At 66.7% G+C, this 21386-nt stretch carries 20 protein-coding genes; 12 read left to right on the forward strand and 8 right to left on the reverse strand.

Annotation, left to right across the window (positions count from 1 at the left end):
- Window positions 1–18: 18 nt before the first annotated feature.
- From ASPHE3_RS02380 to ASPHE3_RS02390, 3 genes are all read left to right on the forward strand, one after another.
- Window positions 19–1725: a urocanate hydratase gene (locus tag ASPHE3_RS02380; protein WP_013599636.1), complete on the forward strand. Its 1707-nt coding sequence runs from the start codon at window positions 19–21 to the stop codon at window positions 1723–1725.
- Window positions 1726–1815: 90 nt separating this feature from the next.
- Complete coding sequence (gene hutH, locus ASPHE3_RS02385) at window positions 1816–3408, forward strand: histidine ammonia-lyase (protein WP_013599637.1); 1593 nt, start codon at window positions 1816–1818, stop codon at window positions 3406–3408.
- Between the two features lie 162 nt (window positions 3409–3570).
- Window positions 3571–3807, forward strand: coding sequence for a hypothetical protein (locus ASPHE3_RS02390; RefSeq protein WP_013599638.1), 237 nt, complete (start codon window positions 3571–3573; stop codon window positions 3805–3807).
- 116 nt (window positions 3808–3923) lie between these two features.
- Here ASPHE3_RS02390 and ASPHE3_RS02395 read toward each other — a convergent pair whose 3' ends face one another.
- Window positions 3924–4184, reverse strand: a complete 261-nt coding sequence (locus tag ASPHE3_RS02395) for a hypothetical protein (RefSeq protein ID WP_013599639.1) — start codon at window positions 4182–4184, stop codon at window positions 3924–3926.
- Between the two features lie 223 nt (window positions 4185–4407).
- Between ASPHE3_RS02395 and ASPHE3_RS02400 the strand changes: the two genes are divergently transcribed.
- Complete coding sequence (locus ASPHE3_RS02400; protein ID WP_013599640.1) at window positions 4408–5283, forward strand: fumarylacetoacetate hydrolase family protein; 876 nt, start codon at window positions 4408–4410, stop codon at window positions 5281–5283.
- A gap of 27 nt (window positions 5284–5310) precedes the next feature.
- Here ASPHE3_RS02400 and ASPHE3_RS02405 read toward each other — a convergent pair whose 3' ends face one another.
- The 4 genes from ASPHE3_RS02405 to ASPHE3_RS02420 are packed head-to-tail and all read right to left on the reverse strand — an operon-like array spanning window position 5311 to window position 8820.
- A complete protein-coding gene (locus tag ASPHE3_RS02405; protein ID WP_013599641.1) occupies window positions 5311–5703 on the reverse strand; it encodes a universal stress protein in 393 nt (130 codons plus the stop codon).
- Window positions 5700–7310 (reverse strand): tripartite tricarboxylate transporter permease, encoded by a 1611-nt coding sequence (locus tag ASPHE3_RS02410; protein ID WP_013599642.1) that lies wholly within the window; start codon window positions 7308–7310, stop codon window positions 5700–5702. Before ASPHE3_RS02410 ends, ASPHE3_RS02405 begins: the two co-directional genes overlap by 4 nt.
- The gene (locus ASPHE3_RS02415) at window positions 7310–7813 is read right to left on the reverse strand and encodes a tripartite tricarboxylate transporter TctB family protein (RefSeq protein WP_013599643.1); all 504 of its coding nucleotides are present in this window, start codon (window positions 7811–7813) and stop codon (window positions 7310–7312) included. Before ASPHE3_RS02415 ends, ASPHE3_RS02410 begins: the two co-directional genes overlap by 1 nt.
- Window positions 7810–8820: a Bug family tripartite tricarboxylate transporter substrate binding protein gene (locus tag ASPHE3_RS02420; protein ID WP_013599644.1), complete on the reverse strand. Its 1011-nt coding sequence runs from the start codon at window positions 8818–8820 to the stop codon at window positions 7810–7812. The genes ASPHE3_RS02415 and ASPHE3_RS02420 overlap by 4 nt, the downstream gene beginning before the upstream one ends.
- Window positions 8821–9085: 265 nt before the next feature.
- Between ASPHE3_RS02420 and ASPHE3_RS02425 the strand changes: the two genes are divergently transcribed.
- Both ASPHE3_RS02425 and ASPHE3_RS02430 read left to right on the forward strand, forming a co-directional pair.
- Window positions 9086–10663 carry a sensor histidine kinase gene (locus ASPHE3_RS02425; protein ID WP_013599645.1) on the forward strand — a complete coding sequence of 526 codons (1578 nt, stop codon included), beginning with the start codon at window positions 9086–9088 and terminating at the stop codon, window positions 10661–10663.
- The gene (locus ASPHE3_RS02430) at window positions 10660–11334 is read left to right on the forward strand and encodes a response regulator (RefSeq protein ID WP_013599646.1); all 675 of its coding nucleotides are present in this window, start codon (window positions 10660–10662) and stop codon (window positions 11332–11334) included. The genes ASPHE3_RS02425 and ASPHE3_RS02430 overlap by 4 nt, the downstream gene beginning before the upstream one ends.
- A gap of 79 nt (window positions 11335–11413) precedes the next feature.
- On the opposite strand, the gene hutG is transcribed toward ASPHE3_RS02430, so the two are convergent.
- Window positions 11414–12391, reverse strand: a complete 978-nt coding sequence (hutG, locus tag ASPHE3_RS02435; protein ID WP_013599647.1) for a formimidoylglutamase — start codon at window positions 12389–12391, stop codon at window positions 11414–11416.
- 179 nt (window positions 12392–12570) lie between these two features.
- Between hutG and ASPHE3_RS02440 the strand changes: the two genes are divergently transcribed.
- Entirely contained in the window at window positions 12571–13875 is a 1305-nt protein-coding gene (locus ASPHE3_RS02440; protein WP_013599648.1) for a cation:proton antiporter, read from the forward strand.
- 47 nt (window positions 13876–13922) lie between these two features.
- Here ASPHE3_RS02440 and ASPHE3_RS02445 read toward each other — a convergent pair whose 3' ends face one another.
- Window positions 13923–15362, reverse strand: a complete 1440-nt coding sequence (locus tag ASPHE3_RS02445) for an NCS2 family permease (protein WP_013599649.1) — start codon at window positions 15360–15362, stop codon at window positions 13923–13925.
- Window positions 15363–15473: 111 nt separating this feature from the next.
- Here ASPHE3_RS02445 and ASPHE3_RS02450 point away from each other — a divergent pair, with 111 nt between their 5' ends.
- Window positions 15474–16094 (forward strand): copper resistance CopC family protein, encoded by a 621-nt coding sequence (locus ASPHE3_RS02450; protein WP_013599650.1) that lies wholly within the window; start codon window positions 15474–15476, stop codon window positions 16092–16094.
- A gap of 43 nt (window positions 16095–16137) precedes the next feature.
- Here ASPHE3_RS02450 and ASPHE3_RS02455 read toward each other — a convergent pair whose 3' ends face one another.
- Window positions 16138–16779 (reverse strand): NAD(P)-binding protein, encoded by a 642-nt coding sequence (locus ASPHE3_RS02455; protein ID WP_013599651.1) that lies wholly within the window; start codon window positions 16777–16779, stop codon window positions 16138–16140.
- 426 nt (window positions 16780–17205) lie between these two features.
- On the opposite strand from ASPHE3_RS02455, the gene ASPHE3_RS02460 reads away from it, so the two are divergent.
- The 4 genes from ASPHE3_RS02460 (at window position 17206) to ASPHE3_RS02475 (ending at window position 21380) form a co-directional block, all read left to right on the forward strand.
- Window positions 17206–18234 carry a universal stress protein gene (locus ASPHE3_RS02460; RefSeq protein ID WP_013599652.1) on the forward strand — a complete coding sequence of 343 codons (1029 nt, stop codon included), beginning with the start codon at window positions 17206–17208 and terminating at the stop codon, window positions 18232–18234.
- Between the two features lie 107 nt (window positions 18235–18341).
- Entirely contained in the window at window positions 18342–19541 is a 1200-nt protein-coding gene (locus ASPHE3_RS02465) for a LolA family protein (protein ID WP_013599653.1), read from the forward strand.
- Window positions 19538–20548, forward strand: a complete 1011-nt coding sequence (locus tag ASPHE3_RS02470) for an ABC transporter ATP-binding protein (RefSeq protein ID WP_013599654.1) — start codon at window positions 19538–19540, stop codon at window positions 20546–20548. The genes ASPHE3_RS02465 and ASPHE3_RS02470 overlap by 4 nt, the downstream gene beginning before the upstream one ends.
- Window positions 20535–21380 (forward strand): ABC transporter permease, encoded by an 846-nt coding sequence (locus tag ASPHE3_RS02475; RefSeq protein WP_041651891.1) that lies wholly within the window; start codon window positions 20535–20537, stop codon window positions 21378–21380. Before ASPHE3_RS02470 ends, ASPHE3_RS02475 begins: the two co-directional genes overlap by 14 nt.
- The last annotated feature ends 6 nt before the right edge of the window (window positions 21381–21386 follow it).

A 21386-nucleotide genomic window follows, 5' to 3' on the forward strand; every position in this document is an offset into this window, starting at 1 on the left:
CCAAGAAAAGGAGCCACCATGGCACCCGCCGATTTCACCACCGGTGCCCGCCCGGTCAAAGCAGCCCGCGGCACTGAGCTCACCGCCAAGTCCTGGCAGACCGAAGCCCCGCTGCGCATGCTGATGAACAACCTGGACCCGGAAGTGGCAGAACGCCCCGATGACCTGGTGGTCTACGGCGGCACCGGCCGCGCCGTCCGGTCCTGGGCCGCCTTTGACGCCATCACCCGCACCTTGGAAACCATGGAAAAGGACGAGACCCTCCTGGTCCAGTCGGGCAAGCCCGTGGGTGTCTTCCGCACCAACGAGTGGGCCCCTCGCGTGCTGCTGGCCAACTCCAACCTGGTGGGGGACTGGGCCAACTGGCCCGAGTTCCGCCGGCTCGAGGCCGAAGGCCTTATGATGTACGGCCAGATGACCGCCGGGTCCTGGATTTACATCGGCACCCAGGGCATCCTGCAGGGCACGTTCGAAACCTTCGCCGCAATCGCCCGCAAGCTGACCGGAGACGAGAACGGCACCCTCGCCGGCACGCTGACCCTGACAGGAGGCTGCGGCGGCATGGGCGGCGCCCAGCCGCTGGCCGTGACCCTGAACGAGGGCGCCTGCCTGATTGTCGACGTCGACGAGACTCGCCTGCGCCGCCGCGCCGGCAAGCGCTACCTGGACGAGGTCGAAACAGACCTCGACGCCGCCATCGCCAAGGTGCTCAAGGCCAAGGAAGAGCGCCGCGGCTGGTCCGTGGGCTACGTGGGCAACGCTGCCGAGGTCTTCCCCGAGATCCTTCGCCGCCACCAGGCCGGCGAACTCACGGTGGACATCGTCACCGACCAGACCTCCGCCCACGATCCGCTCTCCTACCTGCCTGAGGGAATCTCCGTGGCCGAGTGGCACCGGGAAGCCGAAGCCGACCCGGAAGGATTCACCAAGAAGGCACAGGCATCGATGGCCAAGCACGTCCAGGCCATGGTGGAATTCCAGGACGCCGGCGCCGAGGTCTTTGACTACGGCAACTCCATCCGCGACGAAGCCCGCAAAGGCGGCTACGCCCGCGCCTTCGAGTTCCCCGGCTTCGTTCCCGCCTACATCCGTCCGCTGTTCTGCGAAGGGCTGGGCCCGTTCCGTTGGGTGGCGCTCTCCGGGGACCCCGAAGACATCCGCGTCACGGACGAGGCGATCAAGGAACTGTTCCCGGAGAACAAGCACCTGCACCGGTGGATTGACGCCGCCGGTGAACGCGTGGAGTTCGAGGGCCTCCCGGCGCGCATCTGCTGGTTGGGCTACGGCGAACGCCACAAGGCCGGCCTGCTGTTCAACCAGCTGGTGAAGGAAGGGAAGGTCAAGGCCCCCATCGTCATCGGCCGCGACCACCTGGACTCCGGCTCGGTGGCCTCCCCGTACCGCGAAACGGAAGCCATGGCCGACGGCTCGGACGCCATCGCCGACTGGCCGCTGCTGAACGCCCTGCTCAACACCGCTTCCGGTGCCACCTGGGTTTCCCTGCACCACGGCGGCGGCGTGGGCATCGGCCGCTCCATTCACGCAGGCCAGGTCTCAGTCGCCGACGGCACCGACCTCGCGGCGCAGAAGCTCGAGCGCCTCCTCACCAACGACCCCGGCATGGGCGTCATCCGCCACGCCGACGCCGGCTATGAACGAGCCCTCGACGTCGCCAAGGAACGCGGCGTCCGCATCCCGATGCAAGAGTCTTCCGAGACCAACTAGTCCATCGATTGCTCCGTACCTGTCGTTTAGAGCCCTGAAAACGACAGATACGGAGCAATCGATCACCACACACCACAAAAAGTAGGAATCATGACCCTAACAACCCACGAACCGCTGACCGTCACCCTCGGCTCCAGCGGCGTCACGCCCGAGGATGTGCTCGCCGTCGCGCGCCACGACGCCAAAGTGGCCGTCTCCGCGGAAGCGCTGGAAACAGTGGCCAAGGTCCGCGCCCACATCGACGACCTCGCCGCCAGTGATACCCCCGCCTACGGCATCTCCACCGGATTCGGTGCCCTTGCCAACCGCCACATCCCGAATGAGCTGCGCACCCAGCTCCAGAAGAGCCTAATCCGCAGCCACGCCGCCGGGATGGGACCTGCCGTCGAGCGCGAAGTGGTGCGCGGCATCATGTTCCTGCGCGCCAAGACCTTAGCCTCCGGCCGCACCGGCGTCCGTCCCGTGGTCCTGCAGACCATGGTTGACCTGCTGAACGCCGGCATCACGCCCGTGGTCCGCGAATTCGGTTCGCTCGGCTGCTCCGGCGACCTTGCACCGCTATCCCACTGCGCGCTGGTCCTGATGGGCGAGGGTGAGGCGGAAGGGCCCGACGGCGTAACGTACGGCGGTCGGGGAGAGCGGCCTGTCGCGGAGCTGCTTGCAGCGCACGGCATTGAGCCGGTCACCCTTGCTGAAAAGGAAGGGCTGGCGCTGGTCAACGGCACGGAGGGCATGCTGGGCATGCTCCTCATGGCTATCGCGGACCTTCGGCAGCTGCTGACGACGGCGGACATCACCGCTGCGATGAGCGTCGAGGCGCTGCTGGGCACCGACCAGGTGTTCCTGCCCGAGCTGCATGCCGCGTTGCGTCCGCACCCGGGGCAGGCCGCAAGTGCAGATAACATGCTGCGCGTGCTGTCCGACTCCCCGATCGTGGCGTCGCACAAGGTGGGCGACTCCCGGGTGCAGGACGCCTACTCACTCCGCTGCGCGCCGCAGGTTGCCGGGGCTGTCCGGGACACGGTGGACCATGCGGACCTGGTGGCGTCCCGGGAACTCGCCGCCGCCATCGACAACCCGGTGGTCCTGCCTGACGGGCGGGTCAGCTCCAACGGAAACTTCCATGGCGCCCCGGTGGCGTATGTCCTGGATTTCCTGGCCATCGCCGTGGCCGACCTCAGCTCCATTGTCGAACGGCGCACGGACAGGATGCTCGATCCGGCCCGTTCCCACGGCCTGCCGGCCTTCCTCGCGGCCGATCCCGGCGTGGATTCCGGGCTGATGATTGCGCAATACACCCAGGCCGGGCTCGTCTCGGACAACAAGCGGCTCGCCGTCCCGGCATCAGTGGACTCCATTCCCAGCTCGGCCATGCAGGAGGACCATGTGTCCATGGGCTGGCACGCGGCACGCAAGCTGCGAAAGGCTGTTGAGAACCTGCGCCGCGTCCTGGCCATCGAGCTGGTGACGTCGGCACGGGCCCTCGATATCCGCACCCAGCTCTCCGGCGGGGTGCTGACGCCGGGTCCGGCCGGAGCCGCCGTCGTCGAGGCCCTGCGGAATGTTGTGGCAGGTGCCGGGACGGACCGGTTCCTCTCACCTGAGCTGGAGGCCGCAGACCGATTGGTTGCTGCTGGGGAGGTGCGCCGCGCGGCTGAATCAGCCGTTGGAAAGCTGGCCTGATTCCGAACAATCTTCAGCGCCCACTGGAAAAGTGTCCGCCTGCCGGAATTTTCTCCGACACGGCGGTACCGCGGTCCGCGAGTGTAGTAGAACTGAAGGTGTAGTGAAAGTCACATCGCAGAGGCTGTGGCGCCGAACGTATACAAAGGGGTAGAAGTTCAAATGAAAGCACGTGGGGCAGTCCTATCAAGACGCAATGCCCATGCCGCCGCTGTTTCCGACTGGAGGACCCTCCATGCCGGAGACCGCGTCGAGATCATCAAGCATGCGCATGTGATTGCTGCCGGGGAGGTGGAAGAGGTATCGCAGAGCGGAAACGTTTTGTGGCTTGTGCCGGCCGGTCCGTCGGAGAAGCAGCTCTTCCTTAAATCCGACGGCGTGCAGGTGCGCCGCGGCTAGCAGCCCCCAGGACGCATCAACAGAAATCCCCGCTACTGCTCCAGCAGTGGCGGGGATTTCTTGTTGCCCTGAACTGCTCGGGGCAGGCCGATAACGCAGGTCTGTAATACCGCTTCCTAGGCGGCGATGGCCTCGTAGGTTTCGCCGAACGGTACGGATTCGTCCAGGGCTACCGTGTAGCGGCCCGGGTGCAGCCTGGTGACCAGGATGCCGCAGGATGCTTCCTGGGCCGCAACTTCGATCATTTCGGCAACTGCTTCTTCAAGCCCGATGTGGACTTCCTGCGCAGTGGAAAACTCCAGGTCGATCGACCTGGGCACCGCCATTTCGTCGGGGGCGGAAGCGGCGGTGATGCGCTCCATGGTTGCTGTCGTCATGTAATGAACTTTCTGTGTTTCATGCCAGATGGCCTGTCCATTCTACCGACTGCTCGTGGGAGATGTCAGATGACTGCTGTTTCTGCGGATCCGGGTGGGGGTTCCACCAGGAGGGTTTGGCGGGGCGGCCGGTCATAAAAGGGTGCGTTGGCGGCCGGGTCACGGCATCAGCCACGATGTAAACGCAACCCCGCAACATCGTCAGATCGAAGGAGATTTCCGGATGAGAATCGTGCGCCTCGGTGAAAACGGCAGGGAGCAGCCGGCCGTGTTGGTTCGGGCTGCGGACGGGCATGGCCGGCAGGACCGGTATTTCAGCCTGCTGCCCCTCACGGAGGAGGTGGACGGGGCCTTCCTGGCGTCCGGCGGCGTGGCCAAAGTCCGGGAAGCGCTACGGGCGGGCGCGCTCCCGCTAGTGGAAGGGGCAGGGGATCTCCGCGTCGGAGCGCCCATTGCCCGGCCGGGCGCGGTGGTTGGAATCGGCATGAACTACGCCGCGCATGCAGCGGAATCAGGGTCAGCCCCGCCTGAAATCCCCGTAGTTTTCCTCAAGCCAAGCAACACGGTCACCGGTCCCTTCGACCCCGCTCCCATCCCGCCGCGCTCGGGCAAATTCGACTGGGAGGTGGAATTGGGAATCGTGATCGGCAGCGAGGCCAGCTACCTGCAATCCGTTGACGAGGCCAGGGGTTGCATTGCGGGATACGTCACCGCGAATGATTTCTCTGAACGCGAGTACCAGCTGCCCGGGGCGGCAGGGCAGTGGACCAAGGGAAAGTCATTGCCCGGCTCCACGCCCCTTGGGCCGTGGCTGGTTCCGGCGGATGATATCGACGGCGGGAACCTGCCGTTGCGGAGCTGGGTCAACGGGGAGCCGCGGCAGGATTCGGACACATCCCAGCTCATCTTCGACGCTCCCACCCTGGTGCACCACTGCAGCCAGTACATGCGACTGGAGCCCGGTGATGTGATCATCACCGGGACTCCAGAAGGTGTTGCCCTTAGCGGCCGCTTTCCCTACCTCCAGCCGGAGGACGTCGTGGAGGTGGAAGTAGAGGGCCTGGGCCGGCAGCGCCAGGAGCTGTTCCGCGCCGGATAGCGGCGGGATGCCCCAACGAGCGGCCGGCTAGAGGGCCTTCACGGCAAGGACCGGGCAATCCGCCTCAAGCAGGATCCGCTGCGACACGCTTCCCATGATGAGCTTGCCCACCGGAGTGCGGCGGCGGAGCCCGATCACGATCAGGTCCGCGTTGTTCTCCTCCGCCGCATCCAAAACTTCGGCGGCGGCATCGTGTCCACGGACCGGCTGCTTGATCACGTGGTCGATGCCCTGGGTTGCCAGCCGGTCCTCGATGCTCTGGATCTCCGGCTCCTGGGCGTAACGGTTATCAACCAGCGCATCCCCCTTGGACGAGTTGATCACCAACAGTTTTGTGTTGTTCTTCCGGGCTTCGGTGATGGCCTGGGTCAGGGCTGCTTCACCCTCGGGGGTCGGGACGTATCCCACCACGATGGTCATGGTGTCTCCTTCTTTTCTGCGCGGACGGAGTTTTCTGCATGGACGGGCAGTTCTGCATGTGCGGAGCTGCCTGAAGGAGCGTCGGGAGCGCTGGGAGCGGCCGGACCGGCTGTGGCAAGCGCCGGACGCTTCCGCCGGATCAGCTTGAACAGCAGCGGCCAGGCCAGGATGAGCCCCACAATGATGTAGATCACGACGGCGATCGGCTCGCTGAAGAGTCCCACCGGGTCACCGGCGCTGAGCTGCAGCGTTTTGCGGAGCTGGCCTTCGATGCGCGGGCCAAGGATGACGCCGAGGATCAGCGGGAGCACAGGCAGTCCGAAGCGTCGCATCATGAAGCCCAGGGCGCCGAGGACCAGCAGGATCACCAGGTCGAACGCCTGCAGGTTCACCGAGTAGGCGCCCAGCGTGGCGAAGAACAGGATGCCTGCGTACAGGTACGGCCGGGGCAGCTGCAGGAGTTTGGCCCACAGCGGAGCCAGCGGCAGGTTGATCAGCAGGAGCAGCAGGTTGCCGATGAAGAGGCTCGCGATCAGCGCCCACACCAGCGGGCCCTGGCTTGAGAAGAGCTGGGGGCCGGGCTGGATGCCGTAGGAGGTGAAAGCTGCCAGCATGACGGCGGCGGTGGCGTTGGTGGGCAGGCCGAGTGCCAGCATGGGGGTCAGCGTGCCGGCGGCGGCAGCGTTGTTGGCTGCTTCCGGGCCGGCGACGCCTTCGATGGCGCCCTTGCCGAATTCCTCGGGGTGTTTGCTGAGGCGTTTCTCGGTGACGTAGGAGAGGAAGGTGGGGATTTCCGCGCCGCCGGCGGGAAGGGCGCCGAACGGGAAGCCGAAGGCCGTGCCGCGGAGCCAGGGCTTCCAGGAGCGGCTCCAGTCCTTCCTGCCCATCCAGGGCCGGCCCACCGGGATGACGTGCAGCGGGGTGCGGCGCAGGTGCGCGGCAACCCACAGGGCTTCGCCCACTGCGAAGATGGCCACTGCCACCACCACGATGTCCAGGCCGTCCGCGAGCAGCGGCTGGCCGAAGGTCAGGCGGCGCTGGCCCGTGACGGAGTCCATGCCCACCAGGCCGATGGCCAGGCCAAGGCCCAGCGAGGCGAACCCGCGGAGCCGGGACGAACCCAGGACTGCGGTGACGGCAAGCAGGGCCAGGACCATGATGGCGAAGTAGCTGGGTGCGCCGAGGCTGACGGCGAACTCAACAACGACAGGGGCGCAGACGGCCAGGAGGGCGGTGCCGATGGTGCCCGCAATGAAGGAGCCGATGGCCGCCGTCGCCAGCGCCTGTGCGGCGCGCCCGGCCTTGGCCATCTTGTTGCCTTCGATGGCCGTCACCACGGACGAGGATTCACCGGGTGTGTTCAGCAGGATGGAGGTGGTGGAGCCGCCGTACATGCCGCCATAGTAGATGCCGGCGAACATGATGAAGGCACTGGTGGGTTCCAGCGCGTAGGTGACCGGCAGCAGCAGGGCCACGGTCATGGCCGGGCCCAGCCCGGGGAGGACGCCGACGGCGGTGCCCAGGAGGACACCGATCACGGCGTAGAGGAAGTTCATGGGGGTGAGGGCGGTGGCGAAACCGTCCATCAGTGAGGACCAGACGTCCATCAGAGGATTCCTTCCAGGAGTCCGGCGGGCAGTGCAATGCCGAGGCCGAGGTAGAAGCCGTAGAAGGTCAGCAGGGACAGGGCTACGGAGATGAGCCCGTCGCGGATGTAGCGGCGGCTGCCCAAGGCCAGGACGCTGCCCCAGAACAGGATGGTGCCGGAGATGACCCAGCCGGCCCAGTCGATGAGCAGGATGTTCAGGATGAAGGCGCCCGCCAGGGGCAGGATGGTTTTCCAGTCGGCAGGGTGGGTGAGGTCAATGTCCTCGCCGCCTTCCGCCTCGCCCTGGCCGCCCCGGATGACGTTGATGGCCAGCAGGACCGCGCAGACCACCAGCAGTCCGGCCACGATGTACGGGACCGTCTTGGGACCCACGGGGTCCGACTGGGAGTACGGGGTTACCAGGCCGTTGGCGTCCAGGAAGACCAGGACGCCGGCCACGCCGAGCAGGAGTGCGACTCCCAGCTCGGCGCGGCCTTTCAGGCCTGTGGTCAGGGAGCTCACGCCAACCCAAGCTTGGTGAGGACGTCCGCCACCCGCTTGTCCTGCTCGGTGAGGAACGTTTCGAATTCGTCGCCGGTGATGAAGGCGTCGGACCAGCTGTGGGTCTTCAGTGCTTCCTTCCAGCCTTCGCTTTCGTGCATCTTCTCAAGGGCTGCGATCAGGGATGCCTTGTCCTCGTCGCTGATGCCCGGAGGGGCCACGATGCCGCGCCAGTTGGTGAACACCAGGTCGATGTTGGATTCCTTCAGCGTGGGAGCGTCCACGCCTTCCAGCCGCTCTTCGCCGCTGGTGGCCAGGACCCGGACTTCGCCGGACTCGATCTGCTTCAGGTACTCACCGGCACCCGAGGCTGCGAAGCCGAGCTTGTTGCCCAGGATGGCCGGCAGCAGGTCGCCACCGCCGTCGTAGGAAACGAAGTTGACCTTGGTGGCGTCGATGCCCACGGCACCGGCCAGCTGCATGGGCAGCAGGTGGTCGGGGCCGCCGGGGGAGGAGCCGCCACCCACGGAGATGGAAGCGGGGTCAGCTTTCCAGGCCTTCACCAGGTCGTCGATGGTCTTGTAGGGGGAATCCTTGCTGACCATGATTGCGCCGGGTTCCTCGATGAGCCGGGCCAGGGGAGTGGTCTCGGTCAGCTTGGACTCGGACTTGTTGGTGTAGCTGGCGCCCACCACGCCCAGTCCCATGAGCATGGCCAGGTCGCCGTTGCCCTTTTCGTTGACCACGCGGGCCAGGCCCACGGTGCCGCCGGCGCCGGCGAGGTTGAAGACCTCGGTGCTGCTGGTGATCTTCTCGTCCTCGAGGACCTTGGCGGCTGCACGGGCAGTGGTGTCGTAGCCGCCGCCCGGGGTGTTGGGGACCATGATCTGCAGGCCGGTGATGGGTCCGGCGGCAGCGCCGGAGCTTTCCGAACCGGTGGAGCTCTTGCCGGTGGCACCGCAGCCGGTGGCCATCAGGGCGATGCCGGCGGCGACGGCGGCAACTCGCAATGCGCGGATCTGGCGCATGGTGTTCCTCTTCTCAGTAATGCAATTCTGTACAAAATGACCAGCGGACCTGGTCTGTGCTTTCGATGCTAGGGCCGCCAGTGACGGTCATCACTCTTGTGTACGCAGAGAAAGTTAAGTTCATTGCGTTCACGTTTCCGGCGTCCCACCTGGGCGCCCAATGCCGGCAGCAGCGGGGCTACGCTGGGATATAGTTCCCGGTACTGCCGCCGTACGTGCCGCATCAGAAACAAAAGGAATCCACGCAGTGACTCGACGAAGAGGAATGTCCCTCGCCGGGCAGTACCTTGTGCTGCAGTTGCTGATCGTCCTGGCAGTGCTCGTGGCTGTAGTGGCTATGTCCCTGGCCCAGTCCGCTGCCGCCTTCGAGCGCACCGAGGGCAGGAGGGCTCTCTCCGCCGCGGAGGCGCTCGGCAACAACCCGGCAGTCCGGGCTTTGCTGCCGGATGCAGAGCCGCGTGTTGGTTCAGCGCTTCCCGCGGTCGCCGAGTCCGTCCGGACCGTCTCGGGATCGTCCCACGTCGCGCTCGCGAAACTGGACCGAATGGTGGTGGCCGCCTCCGATCCGGGCCTGCTGGGCCAGCCCCTGGAACTGGGAACCAGCAGGGTCATGGAGGGCCGGGCTTGGACGGGCGTCCTGGACCAGGGCGGGACCGCCGTCCTCTCCGCCCACGTCCCGGTTCTCAACGATTCGGGAAAGATGATCGGCATCGCAGCCATCAGCCGCAACTACCCGTCCACCCTGGAACGGCTCGGCGACGCCGTTCCCAACCTCCTGACCTACCTCGGCGTGGCCAGCGTCCTGGGCGTTGCGGGATCCCTGCTGTTGTCCCGCCGCGTCAAACGCCAGACCCTCGGGATGGAGCCAAGCGAGATCACGGGACTGGTGGAAAACCGGGAAGCGATGCTGCACGGCTTGAAGGAAGGCGTGGTGGCCCTGGACCCGCATGAACGCATCACTGTGGCCAATGAAAGTGCCAGGAAGCTGCTCGGGCTGCCGCCGGACTGTGTGGGCAAGAAGCTTGGAGCACTTCCGGTGGACCCGGCGCTGAAGGTGGTCCTGACCCGGGACCAGCCGGACCCGGACCAGCTGGTGCTGGTGGGCGAGCGCCTGGTGGTGCTGAACCGTGTGCCCATCCGTTCGCGGGGCCGCGACATCGGTTCGGTCACCACGTTGAGGGACCGGACGGAATTGTCCTCGCTGGAGCGCGAGCTGGGTGCCACCAGGACTGCCACTGACACCCTGCGCGCCCAGGCCCACGAGTTCGCCAACCAGCTGCACGTTATTTCCGGGCTCATCCAGATCGGTGAGTACGATTCGGTGGTGCAGTTCGTCAACGGCGCCACGGTGGACCGGACCAGGCTGAACGATGAGGTGACCAGCAGGATCCAGGACCCGGCGCTTGCCGCACTCTTAATCGCAAAATCCAGCCTTGCCACCGAGCGAGGAGTGGCGCTGCAGCTGGACCCCAAGTCGGCCCTTGACCCCGTTGGCGACGACCTGTCGCGGGACCTCACCACCGTCGTGGGGAACCTGGTGGACAACGCGTTCGACGCCGTCACCGGGCTTCCAGGGGCAGCGGTCCGGGTGCTGGTGGAAGACTCCAGGGACCACGTCACCGTGACCGTCCATGACACCGGCCCGGGAGTCCCCGCCAAGGCCGTGGAGGATATTTTCCGCCAGGGGTTCTCCACGAAGGAGGCCGGCCCGGCCGAGGCCCGCGGCTTTGGACTGGCACTCTCAAGGGTGGTATGCCGCCGCTCCGGCGGCGACCTCACCGTGGCCAACAGCAACGGGGCCGTCTTCACCGCACGATTTACCAAAGGGGCACATCAGCCATGATCAAGGTACTGATCGTCGACGACGACTTCATGGTGGCCAAGGTCCACGCCGGGTTCATCCAGAGGACGCCCGGCTTTACCGTGGTGGGCGTGGCCCACACCGGAGCCAAGGCCGTGGAGGAAACGGAGCGGCTGCAGCCGGACCTTGTGCTGCTGGACATCCATCTCCCGGACATCAACGGCCTGGACCTCATGCAGCAGCTCCGCGGCGTCGCACCGGAGCTCGATGTCCTCGTCATCAGCGCGGCGCGCGAAGTGGAGACAGTCCGCAAGGCACTGCGCGGCGGCATTGTGCACTACCTGATCAAGCCTTTCTCACAGTCGGACCTGCAGGAACGGCTGGAGCATTACCGCAGTGCCTACCAGGGCCTGGATTCCGCCAAGGACGTGGCCGAGCAGTCGGACGTCAACCGGGTCTTCGGCCTGGAGCTGGACCGGACGGAGCGGCCCCTGCCCAAGGGCTGCAGCATTGAAACCCTCAAACTGGTGGAAGCGGCACTGAAAGCAGCCGAGGGCGACGTGTCAGCGGCGGAGGTGGCCGAACAACTGGGAACGTCCAGGGTCAGTGCCCGCCGGTACCTGGAGTATTTGCACGACGAAGGCTCCCTGGAGGTCAGGCTCAAGTACGGGGTGGGACGGCCGGAGCGCCGTTATGCCCTGAAAGGCCAGTAACAGGGCCCACCGGCACGCGCCCCGGCCCGGGATAAACGCCGGGTCAGGGACAAGCACCGGCCCAGGGACAAGCGCCGGGTCAGCGCAGCAGCGTGTCCAGGAGGCGAGCGGCAACCCGTGCGGTCCGGCCGTCGACGTCGAACGCAGGGTTCAGCTCGGCAATGTCCAGGTGCAGCAGCTTCCCGCTTTCCGCCACCTGGCGGCATAGCGCGGCGATCACCGGGAGCGGCACGCCGTACGCGGCCGGCGCGCTGACGCCGGGAGCCACAGCGGCCGGCAGGACGTCAAGGTCGATGGTCAGGTAGAGCAGGTCGACGCCCGCCAGGAAGTCGGCCACGAACGTCCGCACCCGCTCCGGTTCGCACTCCTCGTCCTGCAGGTACCGCACGCCCAGGGCGTGAGCGGTGTCGAAGAGTGCGCGCGTGTTGTTGGGCTCGGAAATTCCGACGACGGCGTACCGGAAGTCCCGCCCGGCGGCGGCCTCAGCGCGGGCCATCTGGAGGAAGGGAGTTCCGGAGCTGGGGACAGGCTCGTCGCGCAGGTCGAAATGGGCATCGAGGTTCAGGATTCCCAGCCGGCGGCCCTGTGCTGCTGCCGAGGCAGTAACCCCCAGGTAGCTGGCGTAGGCGGTTTCGTGGCCGCCGCCCAGCATCGCGGTGAGCCAGCCGGCGTCGAGCAGTGCAGCCACGGCGCGGCCTGCGCGCTCCTGCCCGGCCTCCAGGTCCCCGCCGGCAACCACTACGTCCCCGGCGTCCGCCACGGCCCGGTCCCCGTGGAACGCCAACGGGCCCAGGGCACTTCGGATGGCGCCGGGTGCACCCGCCGCGCCGGTGCGGCCCTTGTTCCTGCGGACGCCTTCATCGCTGGCGAATCCCAGCAGGGCGGCCGGCCTGCCGCATGCGTTCCCCGCCGCAGTGCCGGCGGCCCCCGCCACGCCCGTGCCGCCGTCGTAGGGCAAGACCGCCTGCCACCAGCGGCGGTGGCTGGCGCCGTCGCCGTCGAACCGGCCGCTCCAAGGCTGCGGCGGGATATCAACGGGAACGTTAAGGGAATCCATCCCCCAAGCTCACCGCACGCCGACCGCGAAAACCAGCAGCGCCGCCGTCGTCCTGTCTGGAATGCAAGATCTGGGCGGCCGTCCTGTGGCAGGGGATATTGTGGAGCAGTCCCTCCCCGGGGATTGCCCCACCTTGCCAGCGCCACGGCGCCAAGATATCCAGGCCGGAGAACAGCCTTATGTTTGAAGCCCCCAACGTCCTTTTTGCTGCCGCGGGTTTGGCCGTATTCGTAGCCGCTGTACTGCCCAAGCTGCTGCGCAACACGCCGTTTTCCATGCCAATGGTGTTCCTCGGCGCGGGAATGGCTGTCTTCGCCCTGATTCCCGATCTACCTGACCCGGACCCACTGGCACATGGTGATTTCGTCACCCATCTCGCCGAGATCTGCGTCATCATCTCGCTGATGGGCGCCGGGTTGGCGCTGGACCGGCCGGTGGGCCGCCGGCGCTGGTCCACCACGTGGCGACTCCTGGGAATCGCCATGCCGCTGTGCATTGTTGGGCTGACGCTGCTGGGGCTCTGGTTCCTCGGCCTGGGGCTGGGCGCGGCCTTGCTGGTGGCCTCCAGCCTCGCGCCTACCGACCCGGTCCTGGCCTCTGAGGTCCAGGTGGGGGAGCCCGCGGACGAGGACGAGGGCGCCAACAAAGAGGACGAAGTCCGTTTCGGCCTGACGTCCGAGGCAGGCCTCAATGACGGGCTTGCCTTCCCGTTTGTTTACCTGGCCATCGCCATCAGCCTCGTGGGTTCGTCCCCGTCCGCCTGGTTCCCGGAATGGTTTGGCGTTGATGTCCTCTGGCGCCTGGCGATCGGGCTGCTGGGGGGCTTCCTCACCGGCAAGCTGCTTGCGCGGCTCTTCTTCTCCGCGCGGGCAGAAAGCCTGCGTCTGTCCAACCACTCGGAGGGGTTCGTGGCCCTGGCCGCAACCTTCCTGGCCTATGGCCTGACGGAAATGGTCGAAGGCTACGGCTTCATTGCGGTGTTCGTCTGCGCCGTGACCATCCGTGCCGCGGAACGCACCCACGGGTACCACCGGGTGCTGCACTCCTACGTGGAGCAGCTGGAGCGGCTCCTGACCGTAGTGATCCTGGTCCTGCTGGGAGGGGCGATCGCCCGCGGGCTGCTGGAAGGAATTGGCTGGGCCGAAATAGTGGTGGCGCTGGCTTTCCTGCTGGTGGTCCGGCCGCTGGCGGGATGGGTGGGGCTGCTCGGTGGAAAGACCGGTCCCCGGGAACGGATTGCCCTGTCCTTCTTCGGGATCCGGGGAATCGGTTCCCTCTACTATCTCTCCTATGCCTTGGGCAAGGGCGAGTTTGCGGACCAGGCGGAGTGGCTCTGGTCCTTTGTGGGGCTGGTGGTGGCGCTGTCCATCGTGATCCACGGCGCCACCACCTCGCCGCTGATGAACCGGCTGGACAGGCTCCGCCAAAAGAAGGCGCGTGCCGTGTCCGGTGATGAGGGGCTGGCCCCGAACACACCGGTGTAGGGGCCGCCTTCCGCAGGTGCCGGACCCTGGGGCCCGCCACCTCCGGGCTACATGCCCAGGGCTGCCTCGATGGGACCCACAGCGAAGAACAGCAGGAATGCTCCTGCCACGGCCCACATCAGCGGGTGGATCTCCTTGATCCGGCCCTGGACAGTGCGGATCAGGACGAACGCGATGAAGCCCGCGCCCAGGCCGTTGGCAATGGAGTAGGTGAACGGCATCAAGGTGAAGGTCAGGAACGCCGGGATCGCAATGCCCCAGTCCTGCCAGTCGATCTTGCCCACCTGGGACACCATCATGAAGCCCACCACCACAAGGGCAGGGGCAACGGCCTCGAAGGGGACCAGGTTGATGAGCGGGGTGAAGAACATGGCCACCAGGAAGAGCAGGCCGGTGACGATCGAGGCGACACCCGTGCGCGCACCTTCGCCGATCCCGGCGCCGGCTTCAACGTAGATCTGGTTGGAGGACACGGATGCGCCGCCGCCCACGATCGCGCCCAGCGCGTCCACCTGGAGGACGCGGTCAACATCCGGGATATTGCCGTGTTCGTCAACCGTTCCGGCCTCGTTGGCCAGGCCCACCATGGTGCCCATGGCATCGAAGAAGATGCTGAGCAGGATCACGAAGGCCAGGAGGGTGGCGGCAACGAAACCGAGGTGCTCGAAGGCCCCGAACGGGTTTGCCTTGCCGATCAGCGAAAGGTCCGGGGCGGCCCATCCCGTGAATGTGGGGGCCACCAGGGACCAGCCCTGCGGGTTGGAGGTCTTGCCGTCGAAGCTCGGTCCGATGTGAAGGGTCATTTCCAGGAGCACCGAGATGATGGTGGAGGTGATGATGCCGATCAGGATGGCGCCCTTGACCTTGCGGACCACCAGCGCGATGGTCAGGATCAGGCCGAAGATGAACACGGCTGTGGGCCAGCCCAGGAGCTTGCCGTCGTACCCCAGGCCAACGGGTACGGTGGTGCCCGCCACGTCGGGGATGCGGCGGACGAAGCCTGCGTTGACAAGCCCGATCAGCGCAATAAAGAGGCCGATTCCCACTACGATCGCGGTTTTGAGGCCGTCCGGGACAGCTTTGAAAACTGCGGTCCGGAAACCGGTGAGGACCAGGATCAGCATGGTGACACCGGAGAGAACCACCAGGCCCATCATGTCCGGCCACGTCAGCCCCGGGTTCGTGGCCACGGTGACGGCCACGAACGCATTAACGCCCAGGCCGGTGGCCAGCGCGAAGGGGTGCTTGGCCCACGCTCCCATCAGGATGGTGAGGATGCCCGCAACAAAGGCCGTCACAGCGGCTACTGCCGTGAAGCCAAGAGTGGTGCCGCTGGAGTCCGGACCGGAGAGGATCAGGGGATTCAGCACCACGATGTAGCTCATGGCAAAGAACGTGGCGAAGCCGCCGCGGATCTCGCGGGAGAGGTTGGAACCGCGCTCAGTGATCTTGAAATACCGGTCCAGGGCAGAGCCTTGCTTAAGCATTAGTCCTCCGGGGGAGTCTGTGGGGATACCTGCATCCTATGGTGGCGGCGGCCGGGCAGCCGGCAATTTCGCTTAGTCTGTAAGGAAGCCAACACAAGGAGCAGCCACAGCATGCGTCCCATCCGCCGCCAGATCCTGACCCTTGGGCTCGGATTCCTCGTTTTCGCAGCCGCCGTGCTGGGCCTCTCCGGGCCCGCCGCCGCGCACGACGCTGCTGAATCCAGCACTCCCGCGCAGGGCGCGTCGGTTGCCGCGCCGCCGGAAAAGGTCTCGGTCACGTTCAACAACAATCCGCTTGGCATCGGCGCTTCATTCTCCGTTAAGGATGCCTCGGGCACCGAGTGGGCGGAGGGGCCGGTGGAGATCGTGGACAACGTGGCCTCCCAGAACTTGCGGGACGGAGGCCCTGCGGGCGAGTACACGGTTGCCTGGCGTGTGGTCAGTGCCGATTCGCACCCCATCGAGGGGACCTTTGCCTTTACGGCCGCTTCCGCCGCGCAGGGGGCGCCCGCGGCGAGTCCGACGGCGGGTGGCGCAGCTGCCGCCGCCGCTACGGCACCTGCCATGGGAACCGCCCAGCCGGGCACCACGGCAGAGGCCGCCGAACCAGTGGACGCCGCGCAGCCGTTCCAGTGGAGCATCGTGATTTTCGCGGCCGTTGCCCTTGGGCTGCTGGCCACCCTTGCCGTCCTCGCCCGGCGCCGGCTCAGCGCCGGCGCGGACGAGGAATGACCACGGCTGCCGGGATGCATGTGGCCCGGAGCGCCGGGGGACACTAGCAGGGCAGGGCCGCAAAACTTCCGGTGGCAGGGTAGGGTCCGCTGTCCGGGTTGACCTTCGCGGAAATCGCCTGGCCCACAGTCTTGGCCTGGCGCAGGACTTCCTTGGGTGACGGGGTGATGAGCTCACCCACCCCCACCAGGTAAATCCCGATGGCCCGCATGGCGGCGGTGAGGTTCCGGCCCACGGCGATTCCGAAGTCGTTGATCATCCGGCGGAGCTGGCTGTGGGCACACCGGGTCAGGACAATGTTGTCCGCCACCAGGATCCCCGTGGGCGTGCGCACTTCCCACTGCGGGCGTGCAGGCGTTGCCAGGCCACCTCCCAATGCCAGGCCGTCAACCATGGTCAGTTGGACCGCGCGGGTGGTGTTCCGGATATCCACATCGTGGCTCGCGGCGTAGTTCCGGAGGTGCCGGAGAATCTCGTTGCGTTCCCGGAGCGTGTCGGAGTCGGCAGCGTCGCACCGCTGCAGGGACGCTGTGTTGGCCGGGTGGGATGCGCCCAGGATGTCCAGTCCGTCCACCACGATGGAGTCGACGCCGCGGCGGCACAGTTCAGCCGCCACCGCCAGGCCGGACAGGCCGGTGCCGATGATGACCGTGGTTGTCTGCTCCGTCCCGGCATTCCCAGGCATGCTTGACACTACAGATTCCCTCCTTCGAAGCTTCGACAGGTGCAGGCGTCCTCGCCCGCGCGCGTCCCGTTACCCCCAAAGTCCGGCCGCAATGCGTTGCCGGGCAGCTCTGACGAATGAGGCAGTCGGCGTCCCGGACCAACAATGTCCTGAAGACTACAGAACATTTCGGGCCGTGGATAGCCCAAATCCGAAAACATTTTCCGTCCGGTGAAGGCGCTTTCCGGGGAGCACTGGAAAGCCTGTGGATAAGCCGCGGTTGCGGGTCCTGGCGGGCTTGCTATGGCTCCCCGGACAGAGAATAGTGAGAAGCGGAAATCTGCCTCTCGTCCCAGTTCAGGCCGGGGTTGCGGGGTGAACGGGGAAGGGCCGGATTTCTGGCAGAATAGCCGCAACATCATGCAGTATCGCGAGGAGGCGGCCCCCATGGGCGGACAAGAGTTGCACCGGGACCCGCAGGACGGGGGCGCCAGTCCTGCCGCTCCCCGGGGGATCGTTGTTGGCGTGGACGGGTCGGACCATGGCCAGTGCGCCCTGGTCTGGGCGGCACGCGAGGCGCAGCGCAGGCGCCGTCCGCTGCATATCGTCACGGCCTACTCCGTGCCGATTTTTGCAGCATCCGGGCTCGACGGCGGGTATGCCACCGTTGACGATTCCGTGATCCGCGAAGGTGCGGAGGCAGTGGTAAAGCAGGCCTTGGAGAAAGTGTCCGGCTACGACATCGATGTCACGGCATCTGTGGAAAACGGTGACGCCTCCGGGGTGCTCCTTGAAATGTCGGAAACCGCAGAGCTCCTGGTTTTCGGCACGCGCGGCCGCGGCGGTTTCGTGGGACGGCTCCTCGGTTCGGTCAGCAGTGCCCTGCCGGCCCATGCCAAGTGCCCCACTGTCACCGTGCCCCTGATCTGCGCGGACCGCTTGGGGGAGACCACGGAGGACAGGCGCGTCAAAGCTGAGCAGGCCAAGTCCGGGCACCAGCGCGTGGAGAACGTGGTGGTGGTGGGGGTTGACGGTTCCGAGCAGGCGCGCGTGGCGGTCCTCGAAGCGGCAGACCAGGCCGAACGCCTGGGCGCAACACTTCGCGTCGTCTGCGCGGTCCCGCAATACAGCGGCTCCCTGGCATGGGTGCCTGCCCCGATGGACCGCAAGGCCCTGTTCGCCGACATCCAGGTAACCCTGGACGCGGGGATGGCCTGGCTCCGCAGCCACTTTCCCAACCTCCATGCCGAATCCGAGCTGAGGGACGGCTCGCCGGTTGATGTCCTGGTCGAGGAGAGCCGTCACGTGGAACTGGTGGTGGTGGGAACCCGAGGCCGGGGCGGCTTCACGGGGATGCTCCTGGGCTCAACCTCGGACGGCGTTCTCCACCACGCCAAAGGACCGGTCATGGTTGTCCCGGACCGTGAAGACCCGCGCCTTGCGGACCGTGCCCGATTCGGGCCCGTTCTCGGCTGAACCCGGACCTGTGGCGCACCGCGGAAGGATGTGTGCGGCGGTCTGCAGGCGTACGCTTGGATCATGGGCTCCAACGACGGAGACGTCCTGTCACGAAACGTCCTGCCATGAAACTGCCGCTCCTCGACCGGCCCCCCATGACACGGCCTGCCACGGCGCCGGCTTGGGTGCGGTGGGTGCCGGCTGCCGCTGTCCCGGCAGTCATTGCTGCCGGCGTACTGATTGGTTCCATCCCGGCCCGCGCCGGCGACCCGCTTCCCGTGAAGACGCCCGATGAGGTCCTGGTGCTCCTCGGCACCCACAGCACGCACACCTTCTCCGGCACACTTAAACAGACTTCCGACCTCGGGCTGCCGGAGCTGCCTGCAACCGGACCGACGTCCGGCCCGGCATCAGTGGGGGGAGCGGCATCGGCGATCGAATTCCTCACCGGCGAGCACACGGCGCGCGTGTTCATGGGCGGGAAGGACAAGGCACGGATCCAGGTAGTGGACCGGCTGGCGGAACGGGACGTCATCAGGCGCGGCAGCGACGTATGGTTCTACTCATCCCGCGACAATTCTGCGGCGCACCTCACCCTGCCCGCGCACGCGCAGGACCTGCCGCTAACGGACCCGGCCCTCCCGGGCCCTCAGCCAAGTGAAAGCGGAGACGCCCCGCCGGTCCCGCCCACTCCGGAGGAGCTTGCACGGAAGTTCCTTGCCGCGGCAGACAGCTCCACCGCGGTGTTCGTCGGTGAGGACGTCCAGGTGGCCGGGCGGCCCGCGTACAACCTGGTCCTGGAACCCCGCACCGCCGGCACGCTGGTGGGCAAGGTGGATATCGCCGTCGACGGGGAAAACGGTATGCCGCTCTCCGTGGCGGTAACAGCCCGCGGCGCCGCGGAACCGGCCTTCACAGCCGGCTTCACCAGCCTCTCACTGGAAGCACCGGATGATGCACTCTTCACTTTCGTCCCCCCGCCGGGAAGCACGGTGGAGGAACTGCAGCTTCGGCAGCCTCCCCACAGGCCGCTCAGTCCCGCGTTCCCGGAGGGCCCCGCTGCCAGCCTGGAAGACAAGGCCAGTCCCTACCTGAGTGGCAAGGGCTGGGAAACCGTGGTGGAGATTCCGGCTGATTCGGGTGCAGGCTCCAGCCTGGGTACCGCACTGGCGCAGAATCCGGTGCTGTCCCAAGCCGCCGTCGCCGTCCCCGGCGGTCGGCTGCTCTCCACCGCACTCGTGAACATACTGCTCACCGACGACGGCCGCGTCTTTGCGGGAATGGTCCCGGCGGACAAGCTGCAAGCCGCATCGTCTGCCCCGTGACGGGGGCCGCGGAAGGCCCCGAACGCTGGACATATGGCCTGACCATTGAAACCCTGGGACTGACCAAGCGGTTCGGGCAGCAGGTTGCCGTGGACAGCCTGGATCTTGCCGTGCCGCCCGGTTCCGTCTTTGGATTCCTCGGCCCCAATGGCTCAGGCAAAACAACCACCATCCGCATGCTGCTGGGCCTCGCCGGAGCCAGCACCGGGACCGTCAGGTTGCTGGGGAAGGAGATGCCCGGCAGTTTCAAGGACGTCCTGCCCCGCGTGGGGGCGCTGGTGGAGGGCCCGGCCTTCTACCCTTTCCTGTCGGGGACCGCGAACCTGCACCGGCTTGACGCCGCTGGTCCGCATGCCGATCCAGCCACGCGCCGGGCGCGGGTGGGCAGGGCCCTGGAACGTGTGGGGCTGGGCCATGCGGCCGGCAAACGCGTCCACGCCTATTCGCTCGGCATGAAGCAGCGGCTGGGCATAGCCAATGCCCTCCTGTCACCCCGGGAACTGCTGGTGCTGGACGAGCCCACCAACGGCCTGGACCCTCAGGGCACCCGGGAAGTACGGAACCTGGTCCGGTCACTCGCCGCGGACGGAACAACCGTGTTCGTGTCCAGCCACCTCCTGGCCGAGGTGGAACAAATCTGCACCCACGCCGCAGTCATGAGCGCAGGCCGGCTCGTGGCCCAGGGGCCGCTGTCCGAACTGCGAAGATCCGGGAGTTCGCGCCTGCGGCTGGTCACACCTGACCCGGGGCCGGCGTCCGCTGTCCTCGCCGCGCTCGGGCTGGCGCCGGAGGGCGCACAGGCCCAGCCGGAGGGGGACGTGGTGACGGCCTTCCTCGCAGGCACCCAGAACGGGGTCGATGCCCGCACGGGAGGGCCGGCACCGGAGGACATCGTGGCGGAACTGGTCAGGGCGGACGTCAGGATCCGAGGCTTTGCCGTGGAACGCGAAAGCCTTGAAGACCGGTTTGTTGCCCTTACAGGGGAGGGCTTCGATGTGGCCCAATAGCTCCAGAAGGTCCCGGGGAGGAGGCTTGTCCCTGCTGTGGTCGGAAATAACGATGCTGTTCCGGCGCCGGCGCACCTGGGCGCTGTTGCTGGCACTGGCTGCCATCCCGGTGCTGATTGCAGTGGCTGTCCGGATTTCCTCAGCGGTTCCTCCCGGCCGGGGTCCCGCGTTCCTGGACCGCATCACGCAAAACGGGCTCTTCGTCGCCTTTACGGCCATGCTGGTATCCGTCCCGCTCTTCCTGCCGCTCACGGTGGGCGTGGTTGCGGGGGACACCATAGCGGGCGAGGCCAATCTGGGAACGCTGAGGTACCTGCTGGTCGCCCCGGCAGGCCGGGTCCGGCTGCTCCTGGTGAAGTATGCGGGTGCGCTCAGTTTCTGCCTCGCCGCGCCGCTCACAGTCGCCGCAGCAGGAGCGGCCATTGGAACACTGCTCTTTCCGGTGGGACCCGTGACCCTCTTATCGGGTGACGTGATCCAGCCGCCGGAGGCAGCACTCCGTCTCCTCCTGATCGCCGCGTACCTGGCCGTTTCCCTCGCAGGGCTCTCCGCCGTCGGCCTGTTCCTGTCCACCCTGACAGTGGTGCCGGTCGGGGCAATGGCAGCCACGGTGGTGCTCTCGGTGGTGTCCCAGGTCCTTGACCAGCTTCCCCAGCTTGAGTGGCTGCACCCGTGGCTGTTCAGCCACTATTGGCTGGGGTTCGGGGACCTGCTCCGGCAGCCTGTTTTGTGGGACTCGTTTGCCAGTAACGCCCTGCTGCAGGCCGGCTACGTGGCGGTTTTCGGTGCGCTCGCCTACGGCAGGTTCGTCACGAAGGACATCCTGAGCTGAGGAAAT

It is taken from the genome of Pseudarthrobacter phenanthrenivorans Sphe3 (assembly GCF_000189535.1).
In the GTDB taxonomy this organism is placed as follows: domain Bacteria; phylum Actinomycetota; class Actinomycetes; order Actinomycetales; family Micrococcaceae; genus Arthrobacter; species Arthrobacter phenanthrenivorans.

Bases quoted from the DNA above. Each gene is read 5' to 3' on its own strand.
- ASPHE3_RS02380 (WP_013599636.1), top strand. From the start codon at position 19: ATGGCACCCGCCGATTTCACCACCGGTGCCCGCCCGGTCAAAGCAGCC.
- hutH (WP_013599637.1), top strand. From the start codon at position 1,816: ATGACCCTAACAACCCACGAACCGCTGACCGTCACCCTCGGCTCCAGC.
- ASPHE3_RS02390 (WP_013599638.1), top strand. From the start codon at position 3,571: ATGAAAGCACGTGGGGCAGTCCTATCAAGACGCAATGCCCATGCCGCC.
- ASPHE3_RS02395 (WP_013599639.1), bottom strand. From the start codon at position 4,184: ATGACGACAGCAACCATGGAGCGCATCACCGCCGCTTCCGCCCCCGAC.
- ASPHE3_RS02400 (WP_013599640.1), top strand. From the start codon at position 4,408: ATGAGAATCGTGCGCCTCGGTGAAAACGGCAGGGAGCAGCCGGCCGTG.
- ASPHE3_RS02405 (WP_013599641.1), bottom strand. From the start codon at position 5,703: ATGACCATCGTGGTGGGATACGTCCCGACCCCCGAGGGTGAAGCAGCC.
- ASPHE3_RS02410 (WP_013599642.1), bottom strand. From the start codon at position 7,310: ATGGACGTCTGGTCCTCACTGATGGACGGTTTCGCCACCGCCCTCACC.
- ASPHE3_RS02420 (WP_013599644.1), bottom strand. From the start codon at position 8,820: ATGCGCCAGATCCGCGCATTGCGAGTTGCCGCCGTCGCCGCCGGCATC.
- ASPHE3_RS02425 (WP_013599645.1), top strand. From the start codon at position 9,086: ATGTCCCTCGCCGGGCAGTACCTTGTGCTGCAGTTGCTGATCGTCCTG.
- ASPHE3_RS02430 (WP_013599646.1), top strand. From the start codon at position 10,660: ATGATCAAGGTACTGATCGTCGACGACGACTTCATGGTGGCCAAGGTC.
- hutG (WP_013599647.1), bottom strand. From the start codon at position 12,391: ATGGATTCCCTTAACGTTCCCGTTGATATCCCGCCGCAGCCTTGGAGC.
- ASPHE3_RS02440 (WP_013599648.1), top strand. From the start codon at position 12,571: ATGTTTGAAGCCCCCAACGTCCTTTTTGCTGCCGCGGGTTTGGCCGTA.
- ASPHE3_RS02445 (WP_013599649.1), bottom strand. From the start codon at position 15,362: ATGCTTAAGCAAGGCTCTGCCCTGGACCGGTATTTCAAGATCACTGAG.
- ASPHE3_RS02450 (WP_013599650.1), top strand. From the start codon at position 15,474: ATGCGTCCCATCCGCCGCCAGATCCTGACCCTTGGGCTCGGATTCCTC.
- ASPHE3_RS02455 (WP_013599651.1), bottom strand. From the start codon at position 16,779: ATGCCTGGGAATGCCGGGACGGAGCAGACAACCACGGTCATCATCGGC.
- ASPHE3_RS02460 (WP_013599652.1), top strand. From the start codon at position 17,206: ATGGGCGGACAAGAGTTGCACCGGGACCCGCAGGACGGGGGCGCCAGT.
- ASPHE3_RS02465 (WP_013599653.1), top strand. From the start codon at position 18,342: ATGAAACTGCCGCTCCTCGACCGGCCCCCCATGACACGGCCTGCCACG.
- ASPHE3_RS02475 (WP_041651891.1), top strand. From the start codon at position 20,535: ATGTGGCCCAATAGCTCCAGAAGGTCCCGGGGAGGAGGCTTGTCCCTG.